The organism is Stieleria maiorica (assembly GCF_008035925.1).
Classification (GTDB): Bacteria; Planctomycetota; Planctomycetia; order Pirellulales; family Pirellulaceae; genus Stieleria; species Stieleria maiorica.
The window spans coordinates 3236771-3261840 of sequence record NZ_CP036264.1 but is presented as its reverse complement, the minus strand read 5'-3'; the positions used below and the strand labels follow the sequence as shown (position 1 = coordinate 3261840).

The 25070-nt window shown below is 58.9% G+C and carries 14 protein-coding genes; 9 read left to right on the top strand and 5 right to left on the bottom strand.

Annotated elements, in window-relative coordinates; translation table 11 throughout:
* Positions 1-143 precede the first annotated feature (143 nt).
* From Mal15_RS11330 to Mal15_RS11320, 3 genes are all read left to right on the top strand, one after another.
* The gene (locus Mal15_RS11330; protein WP_147867862.1) at positions 144-749 is read left to right on the top strand and encodes an RNA polymerase sigma factor; all 606 of its coding nucleotides are present in this window, start codon (positions 144-146) and stop codon (positions 747-749) included.
* Between the two features lie 8 nt (positions 750-757).
* Positions 758-3022 carry a serine/threonine-protein kinase gene (locus tag Mal15_RS11325; RefSeq protein ID WP_233903404.1) on the top strand — a complete coding sequence of 755 codons (2265 nt, stop codon included), beginning with the start codon at positions 758-760 and terminating at the stop codon, positions 3020-3022.
* Positions 3023-3257: 235 nt separating this feature from the next.
* On the top strand, positions 3258-4109 hold the full coding sequence (locus Mal15_RS11320) for a hypothetical protein (RefSeq protein WP_147867860.1): 852 nt from the start codon (positions 3258-3260) through the stop codon (positions 4107-4109).
* 124 nt (positions 4110-4233) lie between these two features.
* Here Mal15_RS11320 and Mal15_RS11315 read toward each other — a convergent pair whose 3' ends face one another.
* Both Mal15_RS11315 and Mal15_RS11310 read right to left on the bottom strand, forming a co-directional pair.
* Positions 4234-5583 (bottom strand): DUF1552 domain-containing protein, encoded by a 1350-nt coding sequence (locus tag Mal15_RS11315; protein WP_147867859.1) that lies wholly within the window; start codon positions 5581-5583, stop codon positions 4234-4236.
* Complete coding sequence (locus Mal15_RS11310) at positions 5580-8066, bottom strand: DUF1592 domain-containing protein (protein ID WP_147867858.1); 2487 nt, start codon at positions 8064-8066, stop codon at positions 5580-5582. The genes Mal15_RS11315 and Mal15_RS11310 overlap by 4 nt, the downstream gene beginning before the upstream one ends.
* 95 nt (positions 8067-8161) lie before the next feature.
* Between Mal15_RS11310 and Mal15_RS11305 the strand changes: the two genes are divergently transcribed.
* The 4 genes from Mal15_RS11305 (at position 8162) to Mal15_RS11290 (ending at position 12472) form a co-directional block, all read left to right on the top strand.
* Positions 8162-9013, top strand: a complete 852-nt coding sequence (locus Mal15_RS11305; RefSeq protein ID WP_315854298.1) for a cyanophycinase — start codon at positions 8162-8164, stop codon at positions 9011-9013.
* 277 nt (positions 9014-9290) lie between these two features.
* Complete coding sequence (locus Mal15_RS11300) at positions 9291-9515, top strand: glutaredoxin family protein (protein WP_147867856.1); 225 nt, start codon at positions 9291-9293, stop codon at positions 9513-9515.
* Positions 9516-9519: 4 nt separating this feature from the next.
* Complete coding sequence (locus Mal15_RS11295) at positions 9520-10215, top strand: MOSC domain-containing protein (RefSeq protein ID WP_147867855.1); 696 nt, start codon at positions 9520-9522, stop codon at positions 10213-10215.
* A 94-nt stretch (positions 10216-10309) separates the two neighbouring features.
* Positions 10310-12472 (top strand): alpha/beta hydrolase family protein, encoded by a 2163-nt coding sequence (locus Mal15_RS11290; protein WP_147867854.1) that lies wholly within the window; start codon positions 10310-10312, stop codon positions 12470-12472.
* Here Mal15_RS11290 and Mal15_RS11285 read toward each other — a convergent pair.
* The 3 genes from Mal15_RS11285 to Mal15_RS11275 all read right to left on the bottom strand — a co-directional run bounded on the left by Mal15_RS11285 (position 12446) and on the right by Mal15_RS11275 (position 21723).
* Entirely contained in the window at positions 12446-13864 is a 1419-nt protein-coding gene (locus Mal15_RS11285; RefSeq protein ID WP_147867853.1) for a DUF1501 domain-containing protein, read from the bottom strand. The two genes, Mal15_RS11290 and Mal15_RS11285, sit on opposite strands and share 27 nt — an antisense overlap.
* A gap of 60 nt (positions 13865-13924) precedes the next feature.
* Complete coding sequence (locus Mal15_RS11280; protein ID WP_167546735.1) at positions 13925-16807, bottom strand: PSD1 and planctomycete cytochrome C domain-containing protein; 2883 nt, start codon at positions 16805-16807, stop codon at positions 13925-13927.
* A 680-nt stretch (positions 16808-17487) separates the two neighbouring features.
* On the bottom strand, positions 17488-21723 hold the full coding sequence (locus Mal15_RS11275; RefSeq protein ID WP_147867851.1) for a PVC-type heme-binding CxxCH protein: 4236 nt from the start codon (positions 21721-21723) through the stop codon (positions 17488-17490).
* Positions 21724-21925: 202 nt separating this feature from the next.
* On the opposite strand from Mal15_RS11275, the gene Mal15_RS11270 reads away from it, so the two are divergent.
* On the top strand, positions 21926-23149 hold the full coding sequence (locus Mal15_RS11270; protein WP_147867850.1) for an AraC family transcriptional regulator: 1224 nt from the start codon (positions 21926-21928) through the stop codon (positions 23147-23149).
* 641 nt (positions 23150-23790) lie between these two features.
* Complete coding sequence (locus tag Mal15_RS11265; protein WP_167546734.1) at positions 23791-25050, top strand: oligogalacturonate lyase family protein; 1260 nt, start codon at positions 23791-23793, stop codon at positions 25048-25050.
* Positions 25051-25070: the final 20 nt, after the last annotated feature.

Below are 25070 nucleotides of genomic sequence, written 5' to 3'. Positions count from 1 at the left end.
ATCTGGCATGACGGGCAGCACCGAGTTGACTACCACGTCATGGACAGCAATCGGCCCCGTCCCGGTCTGCATTTTTCGGTACTTTTATTTATTCTGCTGTGACACGGTGATTCGGGCCGTGTTTGCTAGGTAGGAGAAAATCGATGTTGCAGGGTCCAGAAACACGAGCGTCACTGATCGGCAAGCTGAACCAACCGGCTTCGGACGAGGTTTGGGCGGAGTTTGTCGCGATTTATCGGCCGCTCGTGGTTCGGGTCGCGCGGGCCAAGGGCGTGCAGCATGCCGACGCGGAGGATCTGGCGCAAGAGGTTTTCACAGCGGTCAGACGGTCATTGTCGACGTTTGAAACGCGTGGGCGCGGTTCGTTTCGCGGCTGGTTGTTCCGCATCACACGTAATCTGGTCGTCAACCACTTGACGCGGTCCAAGGGGCCGGTGGGGTCGGGCGACAGCCAGATTCAGCAGTTGTTGATGCAACAACCGGATCGGCAAAACGAAACAGCCACGTTGTTTGCCTACGAACTCCGGCGTCAGCAACTTCACGTTGCCGCCGATCGGGTACGACCGAATTTCGAACCCGACACGTGGCACGCGTTTTGGCGGACGGCGGTCCAGGGCGAATCGATCTCCAGCGTCGCGGCATCACTGGAAAAATCCGAGGGTGCCGTGCGGATGGCAAAGTGCCGCGTGTTTGCACGTTTGCAAGAAGAAGTTCAACGCCTGTCAGAGTTATGGGAGACCGAAGGATGATTGCACACATGCACTACGATCGTGAAACACTGAACGACTTTCTGCACGACCGTTTGGATTCCGATACAGACGAAATCACCGCACACATCGAATCGTGCGAGAATTGTCAGTCCATGGTCGAGGAGATGGTTGAAACGCAATTGACCTGGGGGGATGCCGGTGAACTGCTTCGCACACCCGCGGCAGAGTTCACGGTTGAATCCACGTCAAGAAGTGGGGCAACCGAGCAAATCGAGCGATCCGGGGCAACGCGTTTCTTGAAGCCATCGAACCATCCCGATTCGATCGGGCGTTTTGCACGCTTTGAGATCCAGCGCGTGCTCGGTCGCGGCGGGATGGGCATCGTGATGCTGGCCCTGGACACCTCACTCGGACGCCTCTGCGCCGTGAAGGTGTTGGCGCCCGAGCTGGCCACCTCCGCCGCGGCTCGCCGGCGGTTTTCTCGAGAAGCCAAGAGTGCCGCGGCGGTCGTCCACCCGCACGTCGTTCCGATTCAAACGGTGGATGAGTACGATGGGCTGCCCTATTTGGTCATGCCGGTCGTGGAAGGCCCGAGTTTGCAGCAACGTGTCGATCAGGATGGGCCGTTGTCGCTGATCGGAACCGTCCGCATTGCGGCTCAAATCGCAGACGGCCTGTCCGCGGCACACGAACAGGGGTTGGTCCACCGCGATATAAAACCGGCAAACATCTTGCTCGAAAACGGTGTCGAGCGCGTTCAAATCACGGACTTCGGTTTGGCCAGAGCGGTCGACGATGCCAGCATGACACGCAGCGGCGTAATCGCGGGCACCCCGCAATACATGTCGCCGGAACAAGCGCACGGCGACTCGATCGACCACCGCAGCGATCTGTTCTCGCTCGGCAGCGTCATGTACTTCATGCTCACCGGTCGCAGCCCCTTTCGAGCGGAAACGACGATGGGCGTGCTCAATCGGATCGTCAATGACGTCCCCAGATCGCTGCGGGACATCAACGCCGATGTCCCCGAGTGGCTCGATTCGATCGTGATGCGGCTGCTAAGCAAGCACCCGGACCAGCGTTATCGATGTTCGTCCGAAGTCGCCCAGCTATTGAAAGGCTGGCAATCCTACCTGCTGGCCCCGAACAGACCCCAGGCATCGGAGGACGCACCGGCGATTCCTCTCCCGGAACGCGTGCCCGCCGGTCGTCGCAAAACCGGCGGGGCACTGCCTTGGATCCTTGCCGCGGGCTTGTTCGCCGTCCTCGTGTGGGCGGCCACCATCATCATCTTTCAATCCGACCAGGGAACGCTCCAAATCGAAAGTTTCGCCGATACCAACGTGCCCATCGTTGTCCGACAGGGAGACCAAGTTGTCAAAGAATTGACGGTGACCCAAGACGGGGCCTCGATCGAAGTGAAGTCCGGCGCCTATGTCATTGAGATCGCTGGCGCGGCCGATGGCTTTGAAATCAAGAACGATTCGGTGGTCATCAAACGCGGGGCAACACGGGTGGCCAAGATCGTCGAAACGAAGTCCGGCGCCGCCGACACAACGCCCGACACGGTGGCTCAAGTGCCCCAACGCAGTGAGTCTCAGCGCAGTGAGTCTCAGCGCAGTGAGCTCCAGCGCAGTGAGCTCCAGCGCAGTGAGTCTCAGCGCACTGAGCTCCAGCGCACTGAACCTCCCAAACTCTCCCCGTTCACTCGCATGGAGTTCAACGAGAATCAGATCCTGGTCACGTATCAGTCCCAACAATACGAGTTGCTTCAGATCGACCATTTCGCGATCGATGATTTGGTCAATAAGGCCCAAGCACAATTTGGGAAGATTTGGAAGAAACGATTGAGTGAAGACTTGGTCCAGGTCTTTTGGAGTCAGGGGCACTTTCCAGGTGAGTCTGTCAAGCTAAAACTCAAGCGACCTGATTCTGGGGAAGTCGTTTCTGTCATCGCGAAAATGACGGAAGCGAATCGGCAGACGCTATATCGCGATAATGAACATAACCAACCGGAGAGCCGCCGCGTCGAAGACTTCCTGCAGGGGGTGCTATCAACCAAAACGTCTGTCCAAGCGGACGATGTCCCGCTGGAGAAGTTCCTGTCGGAACTTTCGGAGAAACATCACGTCCCGATCCTCTTGGATCGACGAAATCTAAAGCAGGCCGGCGTCCCCATCGACGCATCGGTCAAGATCGACATCCAGAACGTGAGTCTTCGCAGCGTTCTAAAAATGGCCCTCGCCAAGGTCGGTTGCCGATACGAAGTGGAGCACGAGATCATCCGCGTCGTCGCCGCAACCAAACCGTAACATCGGTGCACAGAAGGGGCTCGGCAAGGCATCCTCGCCGGCGCACGATTTGGGCACCGAAAGTGTAGAACCGTTGTCTCAACTGTTCTCCGCTGACCGCGCAGCGGGCAGCCGGCAGAGTCACCCCGAAAACCGGGGCGAAACAGCCCGTGGGAGAGCCGCGCACGACGGGGGCTGTGGTATTCTGAAGCGACACTTCGTTCCCCACGTAGAGTCGAGGCCCGGTATGAATGGCATGTCTCGTGTCGCTTTCGGTTTCGCCGCCTGTCTGGCGCTGCTCACCAGTACGATTGCAATCACCCCGCTGCGCGCTGACGAAACGACCGACGCACGGGAACAGGAACGGCAACAGCGCCTGGAGTATATGACCCGTCAGGCTCGCGGCTACGAACTATCGCTTGCCGGCCAGCAAGACCGATCACTCACGCTGGAAGAGCGTCCCGTCCTGCGGTACAGCAACCCGGTTCGAAACTTTTTCACCGACGGCGTGGTTTTCTTGTGGCGACACGATTCCAAGCCGGCTGTCTTGGGCGCCCTGTCCGTCCGCGGAGACGGGAACGTGTTCTGCGAATTTGCATCGCTGACATCGGTTCCATTGACTTGCGACCTCGGTCTGCGGCGAACTTGGACCCCAAAGAAAGAATCAGAAATCAATGTCCCGCTGAATGTCCGCCTGCCGAAAGTCACCGCCCCGAGGCGGCAAACGCTGGCGATGCGGCAACTGATCCGTCGATTCATGGTGTCGATGCACGAAGTCGACGATCCAGACCAAAAACAGCAGTTGCGCCTGTTGACCAACCCGCTGGTTCAGTGGTCCGATCCATCCGATGGTTCATTGATCATGTGTTTCGGATTCGCCGAAACGAATGACCCGGAAGCACTGGTCCTGCTTCGCCACACGCCGAACCCCGAAGGCAAAGCCGACAGTTGGACGTACACGCTCTCACGCATGACATCGCGGCCACTGGTGTTCGAGCTTGACGGTAAAGTCATTCATGAAGTCAAAGCGTATTGGCAGAACCCTCAATCCGACACCGACAGTTACCTGGAACGGCGACTCGGAGAGTATCCGACCGACGGGTCGTGAACGGGACAGCAAAAACCCGAAGCGCAAGCGAGTGGACCTGCTGCGTTTCTTGCTCGCCGCGTCCTGGTCAATCAACCGAACATTGGCGAGTTCCGCGACTCCACGGGCGCGAGGTGATCGCGCACTAGCTCGTGAGGTCCAACGGCCCATCGGCACAGAAATCTGGCGAGCCGAATGACGTCAGGCCTTGATGCCCCAGCCCATGCGCGAGCGACATCCACAATCGATTGTGGGGGACGCCACCGAAATCGATCGCCCGACCGGTCTTGAGTCCGGCGCCCCCGCCAACGAGCAGAAACGGAATGTCGTCGAGCGTGTGGGAGTTACCTTTCCCGAGTTCGTTCAACCAAACAATTTGAGTGTTGTCCAGCAAGGACTCGCCGTCGCGTCCCGGTTCGGGGATTTCGGAAAGTCGCTTCGCCAGATACGCAAGCTCACCGGCAAACCAGGCATTGATCCGGCGAAGCTTGTCGTGCGCTTGCTGATCGCCGTCGGGTTCATGTGACAGCGAATGATGCCCCTCTTCGATGTCCAGCCACCGCATCCGGGCCTGCCCGACCGATCGCATGAACTGCAGCGTCGCGACTCGCGTTAAATCGTTCGCCAGGCTGTTCACCATCAGATCGATTTGCATGCGGCTGATCTCGGGCGTGTTGTCGTTGACCAACTCGATGTTCGGATCGATTTCGGGTTCGGGATGGACCAGTTCCGAATCCGATGCGGCCGCCGCAATCTGTGTTTCCAGCTGCCGCACGTTTTCCAGATGTTGCTCCAGCATCTGGCGGTCCGCTGCACTCAGCTTCCGCGACAGCTTGGCCAGATCTTCGCTGACATGATCCAGGACACTCGCGACCGTCTGTCGATCTTGGGCGCCGCCGTACAACCTTTGAAACATCTGCTCCGGATCATCGATCGGCGCGAGCGGGCGATCGCTTCCCGCATAGCACATCCGCGTCCAGGGATCCGCGCGGTCGGGGACGGCGACGCCGAATTCCAAAGACCCGAACCGCGTACGGGTTTGATCGCTGGATTGAAAATGGTTGCGAACCTCTTGGTCGATCGAGATCCCGCTGGCCCATCCCGCTGGCGTGTGCCCCCCGCCTTGAATGTTTCCCGGATTCAGCTGTCGGGCCGTCAACAGACATGACATTCCACGCATGTGGTTGTCTCCGTCGCCCCCGACCTGGTTGTTCACCCCTTTCAACAACAGTGTTTGATCGCGGAACGGTTCGAGCGCGGCAAGCATCGGTTTCAGCTGCAGTTCGCCGCGGGGATCAAAGGCGTCCGGCCAAAACTCGTCGGGCAGTGTCCCGTTGGGCGAAAACATGATCACCAGCCGTTTGGGACATGTCTTGGTTTCCGCATTGGAATCCGCTGCCTGCAGGCTACTGAGGCCGGAAAGAAAGGGTAACGCCGCGGTTCCAATTCCCAGGTCACGCAAAAAGCGACGTCGGGTTTCGAAGGATCGGTTCATCGAGCGTTCTCGGTTAGCAGGGCGTTGGAAGATCCCGCGCCGTCGACGGCCAGAACAGCCAATCGGGCGCACAGTTTCTGGATATTGAAGTCATCTTTGGCGAAAGCATCGCGAAGCTGGTTCAATCGTTCAGGGCCGGCTTCGTGGGCGCTTTGCTGAAGCAGATGCTCATACAGGTGGGTGATGAAAGCCACATGGGCGGCCGGATTGTTGACGGCGAATTCCGCCACGTCACGGGCGTTGGTCAATCGCAAGGTCTCGCCGTCGGTGGTCGTGTAATCGCTCTCGCTATCGATCGGTTTCGCGTTGTCCGATTTTCGCCACCGACCAACGGCGTCGAAATGCTCGAGCGTGAACCCGAGTGGATTGATCACGCTGTGACAGGCCATGCAGGCAGTGTCCCGCGTCAGCAACGTGACTTTCTCGCGCATCGTCAAATCGTCGGGAAATTTGTCCTCATCAAACGCGATCGCATTCGGGGGCGGACTCAGCGCTCGCCCCACGATGTTCCGTGTCAAGAAAACCCCTCGATGAATCGGCGAGGTATTATTGTGATAGGCAAACGCGCTCATCAAATAGGGATGTGTCAGGATCCCGGACCGTTCGCTTTTGTCAAAATCAACCGGTTGGAACGCAGACGCGAACTCGCGACGCTTGGCCAGACGTTTGATTTCTTCGCCGCTGGCGCCACGCTGCTCCTGTGCTCGGCTGGGAGCGTAGATGGCTTCCAAACGCTCATTCAACATCAAGTGCGGGGCGAGCAGCAACTGGCGATAATCGGAGTCACGACTCCAGACCACACTGTCGATGAACAGCTCAAGAGAGCGACGCAGGTCAGCGACAACCGCATCGTCGAATTCGGGGTACAACGACGTGTCTTTTGACAGATCGCGGTCTTCGATCTCCAGCCAACTACTGAAAAAACGTCGTAACTTTGATTTCGCACGCCGATCGCGAAGCATCCGACTTGCGTAAGACTCGATCCCCTCGGGTGAGTCGAGCCGACCGGATTCTGCCGCCGCGACCAGATCCCGATCGGGAAGGCTATCCCACAACGCAAACGACAGCTTGGAAGCGACGCCCCATGGTGCCAGCCGCTCACGCTGCTCCGGCGAGAGAGCCGCTGCGGTCGAATCGATCAGGTCGGGGTACAAGAAGTGCGGCGACAAGAGCACGAGTGCAACGGCTTTTCGCACGCCAGATTCCAGATCGTTCTTATCGGCCGTGATCAACGACGCAAGTAAAACAGATTCGTCGTCATGCAGGGGGCGGCGATAAGCGACTTGGGCGAATTCATGCACGAAGCGGGTGATCGCTTCGGCGCGACTTTCGTTCGTCTGCAAATTCGCCAGCAGCGGCAGACGCGACACCACTTCGCTTGCCGTTTGCACCGCACCTTGCATCACCGCGGTTTGCCACTGCGGGGAGACCGAGCTGCCGCGTTCGAACCCCAGGCTGCGATCGTCCGCCGGAAAAGGCACGCCACACGCAAACGTCCGTGGCGACTCGGCAGTCGAGGTGTGGTTGTAATCCAACACGGACCACGTTCCGTGGGGCGGTTTCCACTCCAGTTTGACCGACGCACGGTCTTCCAGATATTTGAAGAATTCCAGCCGGATCGGGTAACTGCGTCCGCCTAGCAAAAACATGCTGGCGCTTTTCTCACGTCGCTTCCCCGAGCCGACCCAATCGTCGATGAAGGCTTCGTTGTCGCCCGACGAACGATCATCGCGAAGCGAACCGGTGTTGGGACGCGGGTCGAAGTTCAGGTACAAGCGGGCGCCGTTCTCGGTGGTCAAACGAAAGAAATATTCGCCGGTGTGTTCGGCAATCAAACTGCCTTGCCAAATGATCGCAAACTGGTCCGCAGGCAGGCTGGGGACAGGGGCTTCGCTTCCGAAGTCAAACTCCAGTCGCGTTTCGCTGCGGTAGTGACCCAGGCGATGCGCCTTGTTCATGCCTTCGGACTGGTAGTACTCTCCGCGAAGCCCGGGGACCGCGTTGCCGCGCGAGCGTCCGCGGTCGCGTCCGTTTGGGCTTTCCGATTCCGGCTGCGGCGTGAAGTGGGCCAGCAGATCGGCGATCGAATTGCGGTACTGTGCCACCGTCAGACGCGTGAGTTTCGGCACCGCATGGGAGGACTTTCCATCTGTCAATTCCTCGCGGATGTAGCGTGCCAATTGCGTCGCTTCTTCACCAACGCAAGATTCCGGAGCTTCTTCCGGCATCGTCTCTTCGATGACTCTGGTGATTTCCTCGATCGCTCGATCGGTTCGCAGCGGTTTACTGTAGCCATCGTTGGTTCCTTGACCGTGCGCGCCGTGGCATCGCTGGCACTTCTCTTTGTACACCGCAGCGATGTCCAGTGGTTGGTTCGAGTGAGCCGAATGAACGGAGTCCTCAGCGGGCGCGGTCACCGGACTGACACCGCACAGGCAGACGGCAACGGTGATGAAAGCTGCGATGCGTCGCGCAAAATTCATGATCGGTCACTGGGTAGGATCGTGAGGTGGGTACAACAGTCTATCGCAAGCACCACGCGCGGTGCAACGAAACCGATCAGGTGCAGCATTTTGGCATGCGGTTGACTATGATCGCGGCACGCCCCCCACTTCCCGGTAGATCGATGCAAAACCGATTCGCTTTCCTAGTTTTTGTGTTTGTTCAAGGTTGCTTCGCTCCCGATTTAGCATTCGGCGAGGAAAATCCGGAGATTCGAAAGCTTGTGATTTGTGGCGGAGGGTCTCTACCTGATTCGGTATTTGATAGGTTTCGTGAACTTGCTGAGGGTGTACATCCGGTAAAAGAACCACAATTGATCGTGATCCCCACGGCTTCGCAGCGAAAGATCGACCTGAACGCGACTCAAGAACTCTGGTCGGCTCGGGGATTTAGTGATGTTCGGGTATTGCATACGACGGATCCCGACGTCGCATCAACCGACGAGTTTGTGCAGCCGTTGAAGACGGCATCCGCGGTTTGGTTTGACGGAGGATCTCAACAGCGAATCGCGGAAGCCTACTTGGAGACGCGTGTTGAATCTGAATTGCAACGTCTGTTGATGCGAGGAGGCGTGATCGGAGGAACTTCCGCAGGTGCCGCGATTCAATCCCGAGTGATGATCATTGGCGGCAAAACCGAACCGAAGATCTCGACCGGATTGGGGCTCCTTCCCGAAGCGATCATCGACCAGCACTTCCTGAAACGCAACCGGATTGCTCGGTCGATTGCTGCCCTGCGTCAACATCCTGATTTGATCGGGCTCGGCATTGATGAGGGAACAGCACTTGTCGTTGAAGGCGGAGCGACCGAAGTGATTGGGAAATCGTATGTCCTTCGTCTCGAATGGGCCGATAAAACACTGAAGCTTGATGCGTTTGGCAATGGAGCAACCGTACCGCTGGAAGTCTCGCCGCGACAAAGTCCGTAGAAAACACGCGTGTTCCTGACGACATCTTACGGGTTCAACCCCTGTTGTGTCCCTCGAACCCCAACCTGCTCTATCAGGAGATCAACGAAAACGTCTCGGGCACGAACGGGGGCATGTCCCTTGCTTCGCAACACACAAATCGTTCGCGACGGCGTCGGTTCCTGCAATTCAACGCACTTCAAGACGGGCGAGCTCGCGACTCCTAAGTGCGGAAGGATCGTCGGCGGACCTCCCGCTTCCACCGTCGCCGCGATTCCTTCCACCTTTGGAGAAGATCATGTCGAAAGCCGTTTTTTACCATGCCGGTTGTCCCGTCTGCGTCAGTGCCGAACAGACCGTGGCCAACCATCTGAAAGAACCCGTCGAAAAGGTTCATTTGGGCGAGCAGAGCAACCGTGTCGCCGAAGCCGAACAATCGGGAGTCAGGTCCGTCCCCGCACTGGTGATCGACGGCCAGGTCTTCCACATCAACCACGGAGCCGATTTGTCGGCGTTAAAGTAGAGCAATGATTCTTGGACAGATTGAGTCCATCCAGGTCGGTCGCCCGCGTCGCTACGAAGGCGCGGACGATTCGGCCAAACCGTGGACATCGGCAATCGAAAAACAACCGGTCGTGGGGAACGTCAAAGTCGGCGTGACCAACATCGCCGGTGACAAGCAAGCGGATTTGCAACATCATGGCGGTCCCGACAAGGCCGTGCTCGCCTATTCCGCGATGCACTACGCTCGCTGGAAACAAGAGTTTCCCGACGTACCGTTTTGCGCCGGCAGCTTCGGTGAAAACCTGACGCTTGTAGGATGCAGCGAAGCGGATTGCTGCATCGGCGATATCGTGCGGATCGGCGACTGCAAGTTACAGATCTCGCAGCCTCGACAACCCTGCTGGAAGTTGGCCCGTTATTGGAAATTGCCCAAGCTGGCCGTGCGGGTGCAACAGACCGGACGCACAGGTTGGTATTTCCGTGTCCTGGAACAAGGCACCATCACAGCGGGACAGCCCGTTGAACTGATCGAACGCCCGTTCCCTGAATTCACCGTCGCATGGGCAATAGCGGTGATGTACGCCAAACCTCGGTCTTCCGAAGACGACCTTCGACTCGCCGAATGCTCGGCATTGTCAACGTCATGGCAAGAAACCTTGTTCCAACGCGGTATGAAAGGCATTCAGCGCGATCCATCGGCCCGACTGAACGGCGGATAGCTGAACCGCGTCACCGGTTCTGAGCCCCGCCAGCATTTCCATCTGATAGAATTCGCCCGACCCCGCTCCAAGATGCTCTCCTTGAACCACACCGATGATCAAAACAATCTGGCTCGTGTTACTGTTTCCCGTTGCCGCGTCTCAGGCGGCTGAAAATCTGACGGTTTTGGGCGGCAGGACCGACAACACCGCGCAGTGGATCGACTGGAGTGATCCCGGGTTGATGTTGGTGCATCATCTGAACGGTTTGACCCGCGATTGCCTGGCAGCACGCGAAGCAGAAATCGCTGATCTCGAGACATCCGAGGATTGGCAACAGCGGCAGGCCAAGGTGCGTCGGACCTTGGACGAGATTCTCGGCCCCTGGCCCGACCGCTCTCCACTCAATGCCCGTGTGACCGGCGTCATCAACAAGGATGGCTACCGGGTCGAGAAGATCGTGTTTGAATCGATGCCAAACTTCTTCGTCACCGGAGCATTGTTTATCCCCGAGGGACATTCCGGCCGCGGACCCGCGATTTTGGACGTGATCGGACATTCCGCTCAAGCATTCCGGCGAGACATCTATCAGAACGTGATCCTGAATCTGGTGCACAAGGGTTTTGTGGTGTTCACCATCGACCCGCTAGGACAGGGCGAACGGTTGCAGTATGTCGATCCCGCAACTGGTCGATCGACCGTCGGTGGGTCAACTCAAGAGCATTCGCATGCCGGGGTCCAGTGTTTTCTATCCGGGCGGTCGATCGCCCGCTACTTCACTTGGGATGGCATTCGCGCGATCGATTATCTGTTGACCCGCCCCGAGGTCGATCCGGATCGCATCGGAGCGACCGGCTTGTCGGGCGGGGGCACGCAAAGCAGCTACATCGGGGCGGTGGACCCGCGAGTCGCCGCGGTGGCGCCCACCGGGTTCATCACCAGCATCAGCCGGCTGTTGGGGTCGATCGGACCGCAGGACGCAGAACAGGTATTTTATCGTGGTCCCCTGCTGGGCATCGATCATGCCGATCTGCTGGAAGTGCGAGCGCCCGAGCCGACCCTGCAAGTCACCACGACACGCGACTTTTTCAGCATCCAGGGCGCCCGCGAAACGGCGGCAGAAGTGCGGCGGGCTTTTAACGCACTCGGCCATCCCCAGCATTTTGATCACGTCGAAGACGACTTTGAACACGGCTTTACGAAGCAGAACAACGAAGCCACTTTTGCGTTTTTTCAACGCTTCTTGCAACTCCCCGGCAACGCACAGGAGGTCGCGTATCCGTTTTTATCGGAAGCCGAATTGACGGTGACCGAGACGGGACAGGTTTCCACCGCACTCAGCAGCGAGACCGTGTTCAGCATCAACCGCCGGGAAACGCAGCCCTTGCTGAAGCAGCTGGAAGCCGAACGCCAAGATCTTTCGCAGCACCTGCCCAAGGTGGTCAATGACGCCAAACGGTTGTCCGGCTACCGTGCCCTCCAACCCTCGGCGGTTCCGGTCTTTCGGGGGCAATATCAACGCGAGGGTTATCGGGTGGAAAAGTGGGCGCTGCCAGGCGAGGGCCAAACCGTGATTCCCACCTTGGTCTTCGTCCCCGATCAGAACGACGCACCGCGGCCCCCACGGCCGGCGATCATTTACGCGCATGACCAGGGCAAGGCCAGCGACGCGGCGGTGGGCGGCGTCATCGAGGAGCTGGTGCATAACGGGTACATCGTCGCGGCGCCCGACTTGTTGGGATACGGCGAAACCAGCTATCGCTTCACGCGGGGACACGCCCCGGTGCAACCTTTTTTTAATGCGTTGATGTCCGGCCGCAGCGTGGCGGGGATCAACGCCGGCGACGCAATTCGCGTGTTCCAGTTTTTACAAAACCGCGAGGACGTGAAGCCCGACCAGATCGGAGCCGTGGCCATCGGCGACGTGGGGCCGGCGCTGCTGCACGCGGCCGCGTTTGAACCTGCGATTCAATGGTTGGTGCTGGTCGAATCCTTGCTGGACTACCAGAGCATCGTCACGCATCCGCTATATGACGTGAACGCCGACTCGCTGGTCGCGGCCGCGTTAACCGCCTACGACCTGCCCGATTTGCTGGCCAGCATCGCACCGCGTCGTGTCGCCTTGTTGCAGCCGAGCACGCACCGGGGAACCGCAGCGGAACAGGACACGATCACCGCATCGCTGGATTTTGTCCGGAGGCATTCGCAAGACAGACTGAAGATCGAAACGCAATCCAGCACCCTGAAGCCGTTAATCGAGTGGTGCGTGCAGCGGTAGGGACGCGATGACGTCGTCGACGACGTGCCCCGACAGATCGGTCAGACGGTAATCGCGGCCCGCATATCGGTACGTCAAACGTTCGTGATCGAAGCCCAATAAATGCAACATCGTGGCGTGCAGGTCATGCACCGAAACCGGGTTCTCGACGGCTTTGAAGCCGAATTCGTCGGTCGCACCGTAGATCGTCCCCCCCTTGATGCCCCCGCCTGCCATCCAAAGCGAAAAACCCCAGTGGTTATGATCGCGTCCCTGGCTTGCGCCCGATCCGTTTTGCCCCAGTTCAACCGACGGCGTGCGTCCGAATTCCCCACTGCACAGGATCAACGTCTTGCTCAGCAGCCCCCGTTGCTTGAGATCTTTGATCAGGCCCGCGATCCCTTGATCACACTGGCTTGCCACCGTGCGATGGGCGTCCTTGATGTTGTTGTGACTGTCCCAGGGCTGACCGGCGCCGTGCCAGACTTGCACGAATCGCACACCGCGTTCGACCAAACGCCGTGCCAGAAGCAGTTGGCGATTTTGAATCCCGTCACCGTACAGCCTCAAGACGTGTTCCGGTTCCTGGTTAGTATCGAAAGCGTCGGTGGCTTCCATTTGCATTCGGTAGGCGAGGTCAAAGGACTGGATCCGTGCTTCCAGATCCGCTTCGCGCGGACGCTCCGCCAGGTGCCTGGCATTGAGTGCCTGCAAGATCTCCAGCTGAGCGAGTTGATCCGACTTTGACATCCGCTCGTTGCGAATGTGACGAATCAGTTTCGTCGGATCCGTCTGAGCCGTGTCGACCAACGTGCCCTGGTAGCTGCCGGGCAGAAACGCCGATTGCCAGTTGCCGGCACCCGCGACCGGCAATCCGCCCGGACACAGGGCCACAAACCCGGGCAAATTCTGATTTTCGCTGCCCATGCCCCAGGTCAGCCACGATCCGAAACTGGGACGCACCAAACGGGAATGGCCGGTGTTCATCAACATCAGCATCATTTCGTGGCTGGGCAATTCGGCGTACATGGAACGAATCACAGCCAACTCGTCCGCACACTCGGCGACTCGCGGGAACAAGTCGCTGATCGGCATCCCACATTCACCGTGCTGTTGGAACTGAAACGGCGACGCCAGGGCGACGCCCGTTTTGCGTTCGGTCTGCAGATTATCAAACGGCAACATCTGCCCGGATCGGCGGGTCAGTTCTGGTTTCGGGTCGAAGGTATCCACCTGCGACATGCCACCATTAAGAAAGATGTGAATCACATGCTCGGCGCGCGCAGGAAAATGGGTTGCTGAACCGGCGTTAGCCGACGGGCCGGCCAGCATGTCGGCCAGCGCCAGTGATCCGACGCCCAGCCCACAGCGGCGGAGAAACTGCCGGCGGGGCGAGAGGAAGGTGTTGTCCATGATGATCTTGCTCGTTGAAGGATCGGTGCGTGCCGATGGGGCATCGAATCAGCAACCCGGTCAATCCAGAAAAATGAATTCGTTGGAGGCCAACATGGCATGCGCCAGCTGGGCCCATCGATCGTCGGACGCTGCGTCGTTAATCTGTGTTTCGTCGTTATTCTGCGTGCGAGTGACAAAGGCGAGCGCCAGGTCCCGTTCTTCTTGATCGGGCGGGCGTAAGTAGATCCGACGGTACAGCCATTCCACTCGATCTTCGTTTGTTGCCGAAGCATTCATCGCCAGCCTGGCGACCGCGGCAGCCCGGTCCTGAATGAAGGCGGAATTCAGGGCGTACAGCGTTTGCTGGGGCACCAGGGTGTCGGGACGTTTGACGGTGCAGGTTGTCGGGTCCGCACCGTCAAAGGTGCTGGACAAATTGGAGATGATGTCGCGATTGATGAACCCGTACACGCTGCGGCGAGGCACCAGCGGCACGGTTTCCAGATCAAACGGTCGACCGCCGATGTTCGTCGTGTCCAGCTCGCCCGATACGGCCAGCATCGCATCTCGCATCGCTTCCATTTCCACACGTTTGCGCGGCATCCGCCACAGCAAGCGGTTCTCCGCGTCGCGCTGACGCGCTTCGGTGTTCTCGACGGACGCCTGCTGGTACACGTCGGACAACATGATCCGGCGGTGCATCTTTTTGATCGACCAGCCGTCTTCGGCAAACGCGGTGGCCAAGTGATCCAGCAGCTGCGGATGCGTGGGCGGTGTGCCGCGAGTCCCCAGATCATCGGGAGTACGGACGAGCCCCTGGCCGAAATGGTGCCGCCAAATCCAGTTCACGATCACACGTCGGGTCAGTGGGTTTTCGGGATTTACGATGGATTCGGCCAGGCCGCGACGACGCTTTCCATCGGCAAAGGGCTGGTGGTTGTAGGGAGCAACCGCGGTCAGGAACCGCGCTTCGACCCGCTCGCCACGGCTGGTCGGATTGCCGCGTAGGAACACGCGGGTTTCGGGCGGCGCTTCGGATTCGGTCAACACCATGCCGCGTGGCGGCGAACCGGGCGAGTTCAAATGCAAGGCATGGATCGTACCGCGTTTTCCCGACAATTTGTCCGATACCGTGCGATTCAGCATTTTGACAGCGATTTCGTCCGGTACGTCGGTCGGGGTACCGGATTCGTACAGGTGCCGCCGCAGCTGCTGATTGATCGCGCTATTGATTTCAGCGTGTCGCGGATCTTCGTCGGTGATCAGATCCCCGGTCGGCGTCGCTTCCATGGACGCTTCGTGCAACGCCGTCAACCAACCGAGGTGCACTTCGGTGAACAGTTCGCCGTAGACAGCGGCCAGTTCGATCAGCGACGCCGGTTTGGCTTCTGCGAGAGCATCCAGGACTCGCGGATTCCATATCGGAGCCTCCACGCTCATGTTGTGCATGTCTTTATACTTCGCGGGATCGCCGTTCTCCGCTTTTAATGTCTGCACCAGTTGTTCGCACGCAGCTTGAAATTGGTCCGCGGGAGTTTCCCGGAGGCGGATCCACGCAAAGAACACCGGATCCTGTTCGCTCAGCGTGCCCAAGTAGGTCCGCCAACGATTCAGAACAACGGGACGCACGTCATCGGTGCGGTACGACAGGAACGCCGCCGACAGATCCTGTTCGGGCACCCCCTTGGCCAATTCGGTCAAGTACAAACCGACTTGGCTGCGCAATCGGTTTCGCATCACTTCGATCTGATCACGCGCCATATCGCGATAGATCGTTTGCCGTTCTTCGAGTCGGCGTTGGTAGTCGCGCAGCTGGTCGGTCGGCGATGGTTCGCCCAGCACCGGTAAATCGTCCGGCGACGTGCTGCTGGCCAGGGTCGCGTACAGGGCGTAGTAGTCCGTCGTGGGGATTTCGTCGAATTTGTGGTCGTGGCAGCGGGCACAGGCGACGGTCATCCCCATCAGTCCTCGGGTGACCACGTCGATCTGGTCGTCAATCAGATCATGCACGCTACGAAACTGCATGCCCACGGTCAGGAACCCCAACGCGGCCAGGGCGGGATCGTTGGCCGGCAGGTCCAATTGATCGGCCGCCAGTTGCTGTCGGACGAATTCGTCGTAGGGCAGGTCATCGTTGAACGCACCGATCACATAGTCTCGATAGGTGTATGAAAACGGAAACCGCGTGAAACCGATGGCCGAGCCGCCATGGGTGTCGGCATAGCGAGCGATGTCCAGCCAATGTCGGCCCCAGCGTTCGCCATAACGAGGCGACTGGAGCAATCGATCGATCACCTTGGCGAACGCAACGTCGTCTGCCGCGGCGTCGTCGACGAACGCTTCGACCTCAGCGGGCGAGGGAGGCAATCCGATCAAATCGAAAGTCGCTCGCCGAATGAGTCTTCGGCGATCCAGTCGCGGAGCGAGCGTGAGCCCGTTCTTCTCCAGTGCCGCGACGATAAAGCGATCGATCTCGGTAGATGCGTCACCGCTGGGCTCGGGAACGTCTGGGTCGCCGATCGGTTGATAGGACCAATGTCGCTCAAACGTTGCCCCCTGATCGATCCAACGACGTAGAATCTCGATCTCGTTCGCCGTGGGGCGCTTTTGCAATTCCGGGGGCGGCATCCGCATCTCCAGGTCTTCGGTCGTCAACCTCAAGATCAATTCGCTCTCATCGGGGGCGCCCGCGACGATGACGTCGCTCGTCCTGTCGTCGCGGCTGTCCAGCCGCAAGTCGGCTTGGCGTTCTTGATCGTCCGGGCCATGGCACTGGACACAGTACTCCGCCAGGATCGGTCGCACGTCGCCGCTGAAACTGATCTTGTTTGCCGGGCTGGTGTCATTCGCCAAAGCAGGCGAACCACTCGGGCCGGCTGCCGAGCTCAGACAGATCGCCAAGCCCAGTCCAACTGCAATGCGGATGACCGCGCGGCCGTTCGAAACTTGGCTGGTAATCATCGATCGCCTCATTCTGTTCCGCGGTGACGAACGACTGGGGCAGGCTCGGTGTCGTTTTCGTCAAACGCAGATGGTTGGGTGGGACAGAGAGTATCGGTTACCAGGCATGCCGGGTGACCACGTCATGGCAACCGATTCAGCAGTCTCTGAGCTGGGGGCCCCTCAGTTTAACACCCTTCCCGATCGCTTGCACAAGCTGCCATCTCGATCGCAGCTTTCCAATCCGTTCTACCCGACAAGTATGCCAATCAAGGCGGAGTCGCGTAGCAAACGAATCAGTGGCAGACGAATGGTCGAGGACAAGACAACTGGGGCAGGCGTCAATGGCACCAGCACAATCGCTGGTGTCCAGGCTTTAGCCGCCCACTCGCGCTGCGAAGCAGCGACCGGGAATCGCCTCAAGGTTAAACACTAACGTGCTGCCATCCGGCTACTGAATTCCTTCGCAATTGGTGGCCGGATTCGGTCGCTGGCAGCCAGCGACGCGATGATGTGGCGGTGACGAAAGGGGCAAAACAATGGGGGCAAGACAATTCCAGTCAGCCATCGTTTTGCCCGATCAACTTGAATTGGGAAAGGGAGCGATATTTGTGACGCGTCGTCTTCGCTACGCCATGCGAATCTCCTAGCCGACTCGGACGATGACCTGCGTGGTGTCGCCTGCATGGGCAGGGCGACAGCTATTTGAGCGACATCAGGTACATCAGTAGTTCGATGCGTTCACGATCGGTCAGTTGTTTCAGCAATCCTTCGGGCATGAAGGAGTTTTTCGAAACGATCATTTGCTCCACGTCGTCTTGGGCGACCGTTTGGGTGGCGGTTGCGGTACGAATGGTCAGCGCCGAATCGGTCTCTTTCAGCACCACGCCGGTAATCACCACACCGTCGACGGTGAGAATCTGTCGGGCCAGAAAGTCCTCTCCGATCACCGCGTTGGGATCGATGATGTTCTCCACGATGTACTCGATGCCTTTCGCCCCCGTGCCGTCCAGCTTGGGGCCGATTCGCTGGGCGTCTTCGGTTTGGACGTGGCACGTCGCACACAACTTCTTGAACGTCGCCTCACCGTTACCGCGGTGATAGGCCCACAACGGAGCTTTCTTGTACTGGTCCACCAGTGAATCGATCGCCGCTTTCGATTCCGCGGACGATTGCCCCAGCGTCCCCCATTGCTCTTGGAGTTTCGCGCTGACGTCCTCGTGTTCCAAACTCGCCATCTGGCGGGCATAGAATCCCGTGAGTTGCCCCTTCGCGACTCGGCCATGCTTGATGGCATCGAGCAAGAGCAGTGATGAAGCGGCGCGACTACAGAGCGTTTCCATCGCGGCTTCGCGGATCGTGTCGGGAAGCGTAGGCAATCGATCGATCAACGCGGCCGCGACGCCTGGATCGTCATATCGCTTCAGTTGACGAATGATTTCCAACTGAAGTTGTGGAACATCAATCAAGCTCAACATCGCGGGCAGGTTCTCGGGGTTCGAATCACTGGCCAGAATGGAAAGTGCGTGTTGGCGGTCGTGCAGGCTTGTCTGTTCGTCGGCCAATTGATTCCGCATTCGGCGGTACAGCGATTCGTCGCCAAACGCCGCCCCGAGCGTTTCGGCCGGGCCGCGTGTTGCGTCGTCGCGATACAGATCGGCTGCCAACGATGCCCAGCCGGCGGGCGCGTTTAGATTTCGCCGATCCCTGATCCCATCGGCGAACAACCGCAGTGTCATCAGTCGCTCTTCACCCGCTGTTTCTGCGAGACGGGACGTCATCAAATCGCGTCCCTGGTCTGACAACTGGGGTGCGTACCAGCGAATGTAGTGACCGAGCGACGGGATGCGGGTGCGATCGACCAGGTCGTCGGCGCGATCCAAATCGCTTCCCATGAACTGAGCCAACGATTGCCAAATCAGCAGCGACAACGTGCGGTCGGCTGCGTTTTCGGGCTGACCGGAAAGCGTTTCGATGATTCGCCACGCCGTTTCATCCCGCATTCGCCCCGCGGCTGATGTGAGGTACAGCTTCACCAACGGCGAAGTTTCCTTGGCGATCATCGAAAGCAGCAAGTCGCGGCATCCCTGCAGGTTCGTTGATTCGGCAAGCAGTTGGACCGTCCAGCCGCGCACGAACTCGCTCGCGTCATCAAGCAGCCTGCTTGCGAGTTCGGCGTCCAACGTACCGGTTACGTGCAGGCACCACATCGCCCGCAGCCGTCTTGCGTCGCTCGGATGCGACGTGGCCATGATTCGTAGTTGCTCGACGGCATCGCTGTCGATAACGCGCCAGACGGCTCGCTCGGCCAACACCAAACGGGCGGCGCGGACGTGCCAATCGTTCCGGTGCAGTTGTGCCTGGACGAGTTCCACATCGGAGGCCTGGGCATAGTTGACGTTCGCCGGCGTGAACCCCTCGTATCGCATGCGGTACATCCGGCCGTTCCCACGCTGCCATTGCTCCATGTGTGGGCTGTGGCAATGTCGGGGATCGTACCAGTCGCTGATGTAGACCGTTCCATCGGGGCCACATTGCAAATCGACACCGATGTATTGCGGATCGGCGCAGTGCAACACATCGTATCCGGCATGCACCGTATTGAACCCGCTGCCGTCACGGTGATTGATTTGGTGGTTCATTTGGTGCCCATGCAGGTTGTGCGTGAACAGGTGGTTGCGATACTGGTCGGGCCAGTTGTCACCCAGGTAAATCATCGTTCCCACATGCGAGTGGCCCCCATACAGGGCGCGCGAGCCACGTTTACCGGCTCCGCCTTCGCCATGGCCGTATCGGGCCGATGCGAGCAGGTAGTTTTCGCCGGCGATCCCTGCGATGGATCCCGACGAGATGAACGGAGCGTGTCGGCCGTTGATTTGGTTCCAATAATGACCGCCTTGAATCACGTGCGTGGTCGGGCCGCGACCATAGGCGCTACGGCAATGGGTCATGAACAATTGACCGTGGTCGTCAAAGTCCAGCCCCCACTGGTTGCTGCCCCCGTGTGCGAACACCTCAAAATCATGCCGAGTCGGATGGTAGCGCCAAACCCCGGCCGCCAGATGGACTCGGCGGTCGTGATCGGTGCCCGGTTTGCCGACATAGGATTGATTGAAGACGCCTTGGTTTCCGTACAACCAGCCGTCCGGCCCCCAAATGAAACTGTTGATGGTTTCGTGCGTGTCGCCGAATCCGAAGCCATCCAACAAGACCTGCGGCTCGCCGTCGGGGATGTCGTTGGCGTCACGGTCGGGGATGAACAGCAATTCAGGTGCGGCGCCGATCCAAACACCACCATGTCCGACTTGTAGGCCGCTGACCAGATTGAGCCCTTCGACAAACACCTTGCGTTTCTCGAAGCGACCGTCATGGTCGGCGTCTTCGAAAATCAGGACCTTGTCCAGCCCCTCTCCTTCCTTGCGTTTTGTCGGATAACAATGGCCTTCGACAACCCACAACCGGCCGCGCGCGTCGAACGTGAACGCCATCGGTTGGTGGACATCGGGTTCGGCGGCAATCAGATCGACCTCGAATCCGGCTGGCACGGACATCTTCGCCAGTGTTTCACCGGCTACCGGCGTCGGTTTGGGATTCGCGAGGAGATGATGGAGCAGCGGATTGTCCAGCGGCGAGCCGGATTCGGCGGCGGCAACTTCCGGTCGCGTTGGGTGAAAACGAAAGTCGTCAAAGTTGAGGTGTCCCCAGGGCCCGGATGATTCGTCCACCAGACGGATTGCAATGGAACGCCCTTGGTGCGAGCGGAGATCAATGACCACTCGCTGCATTTGTTCGCGGCGATCCCCGCTGGCGGTGGCGATGACCTGTTCCGCATCGTCTTCGGCCCGACGTGCAAGAATATCGACCCGAGTCGCGGCGGTGTCCCCGCCCGCGACCAGAAAGCTGGCGAAGGGGGCAGATGCTTTAAACCAAATTGACGTCAATGTTCCTTGTGCGGCATCGGAGCGAGTGACTTCATAGCCGCCGATGAAATAGTCGCCGTGCTTGCCGCTACTTTGGCCGCTCCATCGTTGTCCGATCGTGTCTTCCTTGACGGGTTGTCCATTGAAGGCGTCTCCGGTTGCGGTCCAATTGTTCAAGTCTCCCGACTCAAAACCCAAATCGAGATCGTTCGCGTCGCCATCGCGCGGCAGGATGCCGACTGCGGATTCGACTGGTCGGGGTTGATCAGCGATGGTTGTCAGCGGGGTCGGCCCCAGTCGGGCGTCGTCCGGTGTGAGCGTCTCGAGAACGATGTTTCGAAACGCAACCCTCGTCTCCGGCCCGCTGTGCAATTGAAAGGCAAGTTTACCTGACAAGTCGGCGGCTCCCGCTTCGTCGTCGATCAGCTCAGAAAACAGTGTTCCGTTGACAAAGACGTTCACTCGCGATCCGATCGCGACGATTCGGTAGTCGTTCCAATCATTCTCTCGGAAGATGGGGGCGAACAAACCCGCGGGGGAAAACCTCTTGGCGGTCCGCCGGCCTTGACGATCGATCGAAACGCGCTGGCCGCGTTCGACCAGAAGTGCACGTCCGTGTTCGTCGTAGATCCGGCCCAGCCAGGTCGCTCCCATGTCCAGGTCAGCCTGATAGCCGGACACGTGTCGGGGATCGGTGGCTTGGGCACGGAATTGGATTCCCGAATTCGCTTGCGGTGCACCGGTCAATTTGACTTGCAGGCGCAGGTCAAAGTCCTTCAGTTCGCCACCGGACCAAATCATCCAGGTATTTTCCCGCAGCGTCTGGCCCTTGGGAATTTCACCGACGATCGAACCGTCCTCGACGCGCCAATGTTTCCCGTCGAATTGCCAATCGTCGAGCGTCTTACCATCAAACAATTGCGTTTGTCCGTTTGCTTCTGCGGTAGCGTGGTCGGTCACGCCGAGACACGCGACGACTGCGAACAAGCCCAGGAAGGTCGTGGCGAAACGTTGCATCACTTTCTCTTTTTTCAAGGTGCTGATTCGGCGCGAGCTGCTCCGGTGTCCGAATCGGCGCTGGGGAACTGTCGCGAACCAACTGTTTGCGACAGGGAAAAACGTGCGATATAGTCCTATGATTACTGCCGGATCCTGAATCGGCCAGGAGAGTTTGCGGCAGGTTCCTGAGAGTTTGCGGCACGCCCACACGGAGTGTTTGATGCCCCCAACGAGGACCGGCACTGTCAAAAAGGTCGCCCTGCTGATCGAGTCCTCGCGTTCGTACGGTCGACGTCTGCTGCGCGGAATTTCGCTGTACTCTCGCACCCGCGGAAGTTGGTCATTGTTGCATCAAGAGATGACGATGGGCGACTCGGTTCCGGACTGGATCCTGCGCGCGGATGTCTCTGGTGTCATCGCCCGTGTGGATACACACAATATCGGTCCCTTGAAAAAGCTGGGGCTTCCGATCGTCGATGTGCTTTGCAGCCGCTCCAATCTGGGAATCCCTCAAGTCGAAACGGACGACCACGCGGTTGCGCGATTGGCGTTCGATCACCTCTATGAGCGGGGCTTCCGCCGATTCGCCTATTGTGGCTACCGGGGGGCCCATTACTCTCAGGCACGGCTCCATCATTTTCGCAGCTGCGTGGAGGAACACGGTTGCCCGTTGACCGTCTATGAAACGGAAGGCGACCGAGGCAAATCGCTTTCGGAGGCTGAGTTGCCGGGCGTGCTGGATTCCGACCCGTTGACCCAATGGTTGCTGACGCTGCAACGCCCGACCGGGTTGATGGCATGCCATGACATTCGTGGCCAACAAGTCTTGAATGTCTGTCGGCAATTGTCGATCGCGATCCCGGACGACATTGGTGTGATCGGCGTCGATGACGATGACACGGTGTGCCCGTTGAGCGACCCGACGCTGACGAGTGTGCGGCCGGACGCAGACGCCGTCGGGTACTGCGCAGCCGAGACGTTAGATGCGATGATGACGCACGGAGCGTCCCCTCCGAGTGTCCAACATGTTTCACCGATCGAGGTGGTCCAGCGACATTCAACCCAGGTGTTTGCTGTCGAGGATCCGGAACTCTCACGCGTTTGTCGATTCATTCGTGAAAACGCTTGCCACGGAATCGACGTTGCCGCTCTGGTCCGATTCTCGAACCTCTCACGCCGACAACTCGAACGCCGCTTTCGAAAACATCTCGGCCGCACACCACGCGAAGAGATCAACGCCGTGCAGATCCGACGACTCAAGCAACTGCTCGATGAAACGGAGTTGCCTTTAGAGCAGATTGCCCCGCTGGCCGGCTACAATCACACCGAGAGCATGAGCGTGACCTTCAAACGCGAAACGGGTCAAACGCCGGGAGCGTATCGCCGGCAACAACGGCTGCCGAAGCCCCGCGCAGAGATGCTCCGAGAGAGTAATCGGGAATGAAGACGCGTTGCTGGACATAATGCGATCCGTAATACCGTATTTGCCATTCGGATCATGCGGGTAGACGAAGAAGTATGCAGACCGCATGGGATGGGACATCGAGCCTCCCTGGTTCGATTGACCCGGTGAGCCGTGCCGGAGTCAGTTTGGCTCGGGCCGGAGAGGGATTCTCTTCGGACCAAGTTCGACCTGACAGGCGATGCGGTTTATAATGTCCTGCAAAATGGGGCTGATTTCTCGCTGTGAGAGCTTGGACTCGCACCACCAAAGATGAGCTATGAACGATCCTCGAAAGCCATCGAAACTCTGGAACACTATTGGTGTAGGGCTTCCAGCGATTGCAACGTTGGCGGCATTTGTTTCCGCTCTCATCACCGAGCAGAAGGCAATCGGGATTGGCGTGGGCGTGGTCTTCGCTGGAGCTACAATCTTAGCGTTACAGCGAGTCGCTTCTGCTTCCAGCGGTAGCCGGTCCGGTCGACGTGAATCAAGTTGATACTCACGAAGCTGCCGGCAAATGAGTGACGCGTGGTTCCCAGCCGGCCAAGCCCTCGACCATAATCTCTAAACGTCTTCTAAATTCTCGGCCGAGTTTCCGCATGCGACACAGCCTCATTATCTCAATCCTAGTTTTGTCCGTCATGGCATTTTACTCGGCACTTGGAGCCGACGAACCGCCTCGCGAGTGGGTTGAGCCACAGACCGGCCATCGTGTGGTGCGGTTGTCCAAGGAAGCGGGCAGCGCGAGTCTTTACTTCCACCAGAATGCGTACACGCCCGAAGGCGACAAGCTGCTGATTTCAACGCCGCGAGGACTGGAAACCGTTGATCTACAGACCCGTGAGTTGAAGGTCGTCGTTCCGCGGCGCGGCTATCGCATGGGAGGCAGCAGCGGCGTCGAAATGGGACGCAAAACGCGACACGTTTATTATTCGGCTCGCACACGCGAAGGCACGATGGTTCGGGCCACGCACGTTGATAGCGGCGAAACCCGTGATATCGTGACGCTTCCGCCGGGAGCGAGCTTCAATGGGGTCAACGCGGACGAAACACTGCTTTTCGGTTCGATCCGGGAATTCTCGCCGCGCGATCAAACCGGTCGTCGTGACCGATCCGGCGATCGCGGTCGTGACGCCCCGCGGTCGATGAAACTGTTCACGGCCAACATTGCCAGCGGCCAGATCGAGACGTTTCATCCTTCCAACGCGTGGCTGAATCACCTGCAGTGTTCACCTACCGATCCGAACATTGGTCTCTTTTGCCATGAAGGCATCTGGCAGGACGTCGACCGAGTCTGGACCGTTGAATTCGGGAGCGACGACGCGAAACTGATGCATCGGCGCCAACAGCAATACGAGATCGCCGGACACGAGTTTTTCAGCGCCGATGGTCGGTGGGTCTGGTACGATCTGCAGACCCCACGTGCCGATCAGTTCTGGCTGGCTGGCGTGCACGTGACCACGGGCGAGCGCGTCCGTTACCGGCTGAAGCGAGACGAGTGGTCGGTTCACTACAACATCTCGCGTGACGGAACGTTATTTGCCGGCGACGGCGGCGGTCCGAAGAGCGTGGCGAACCAGACCCCGCTTCCCGAGAAACGGCGGCTTGACCCGCCCGGCAACGGACAATGGATCTATCTGTTCCGCCCCGATGACGAGTTCACCGACGCGACGGTCAGCGGTCAGCCCGCGAAATCGGGCACGCTAAAGTCCGAAAGACTGGTCGACCTTTCCAGCCACGACTACGACCTGGAACCCAACGTCACCTTTACCCCCGACGGCCGATGGATCGTGTTCCGTTCCAACTTGCACGGTGAACGCCACATCTACATGGTCCAAGTGGAACGGGAACGCGATACGGGGGATGGGGCGTCTCAATCTTCCGCATCAGACGCTCCATAGGACATCTCCATCAGTCTCGT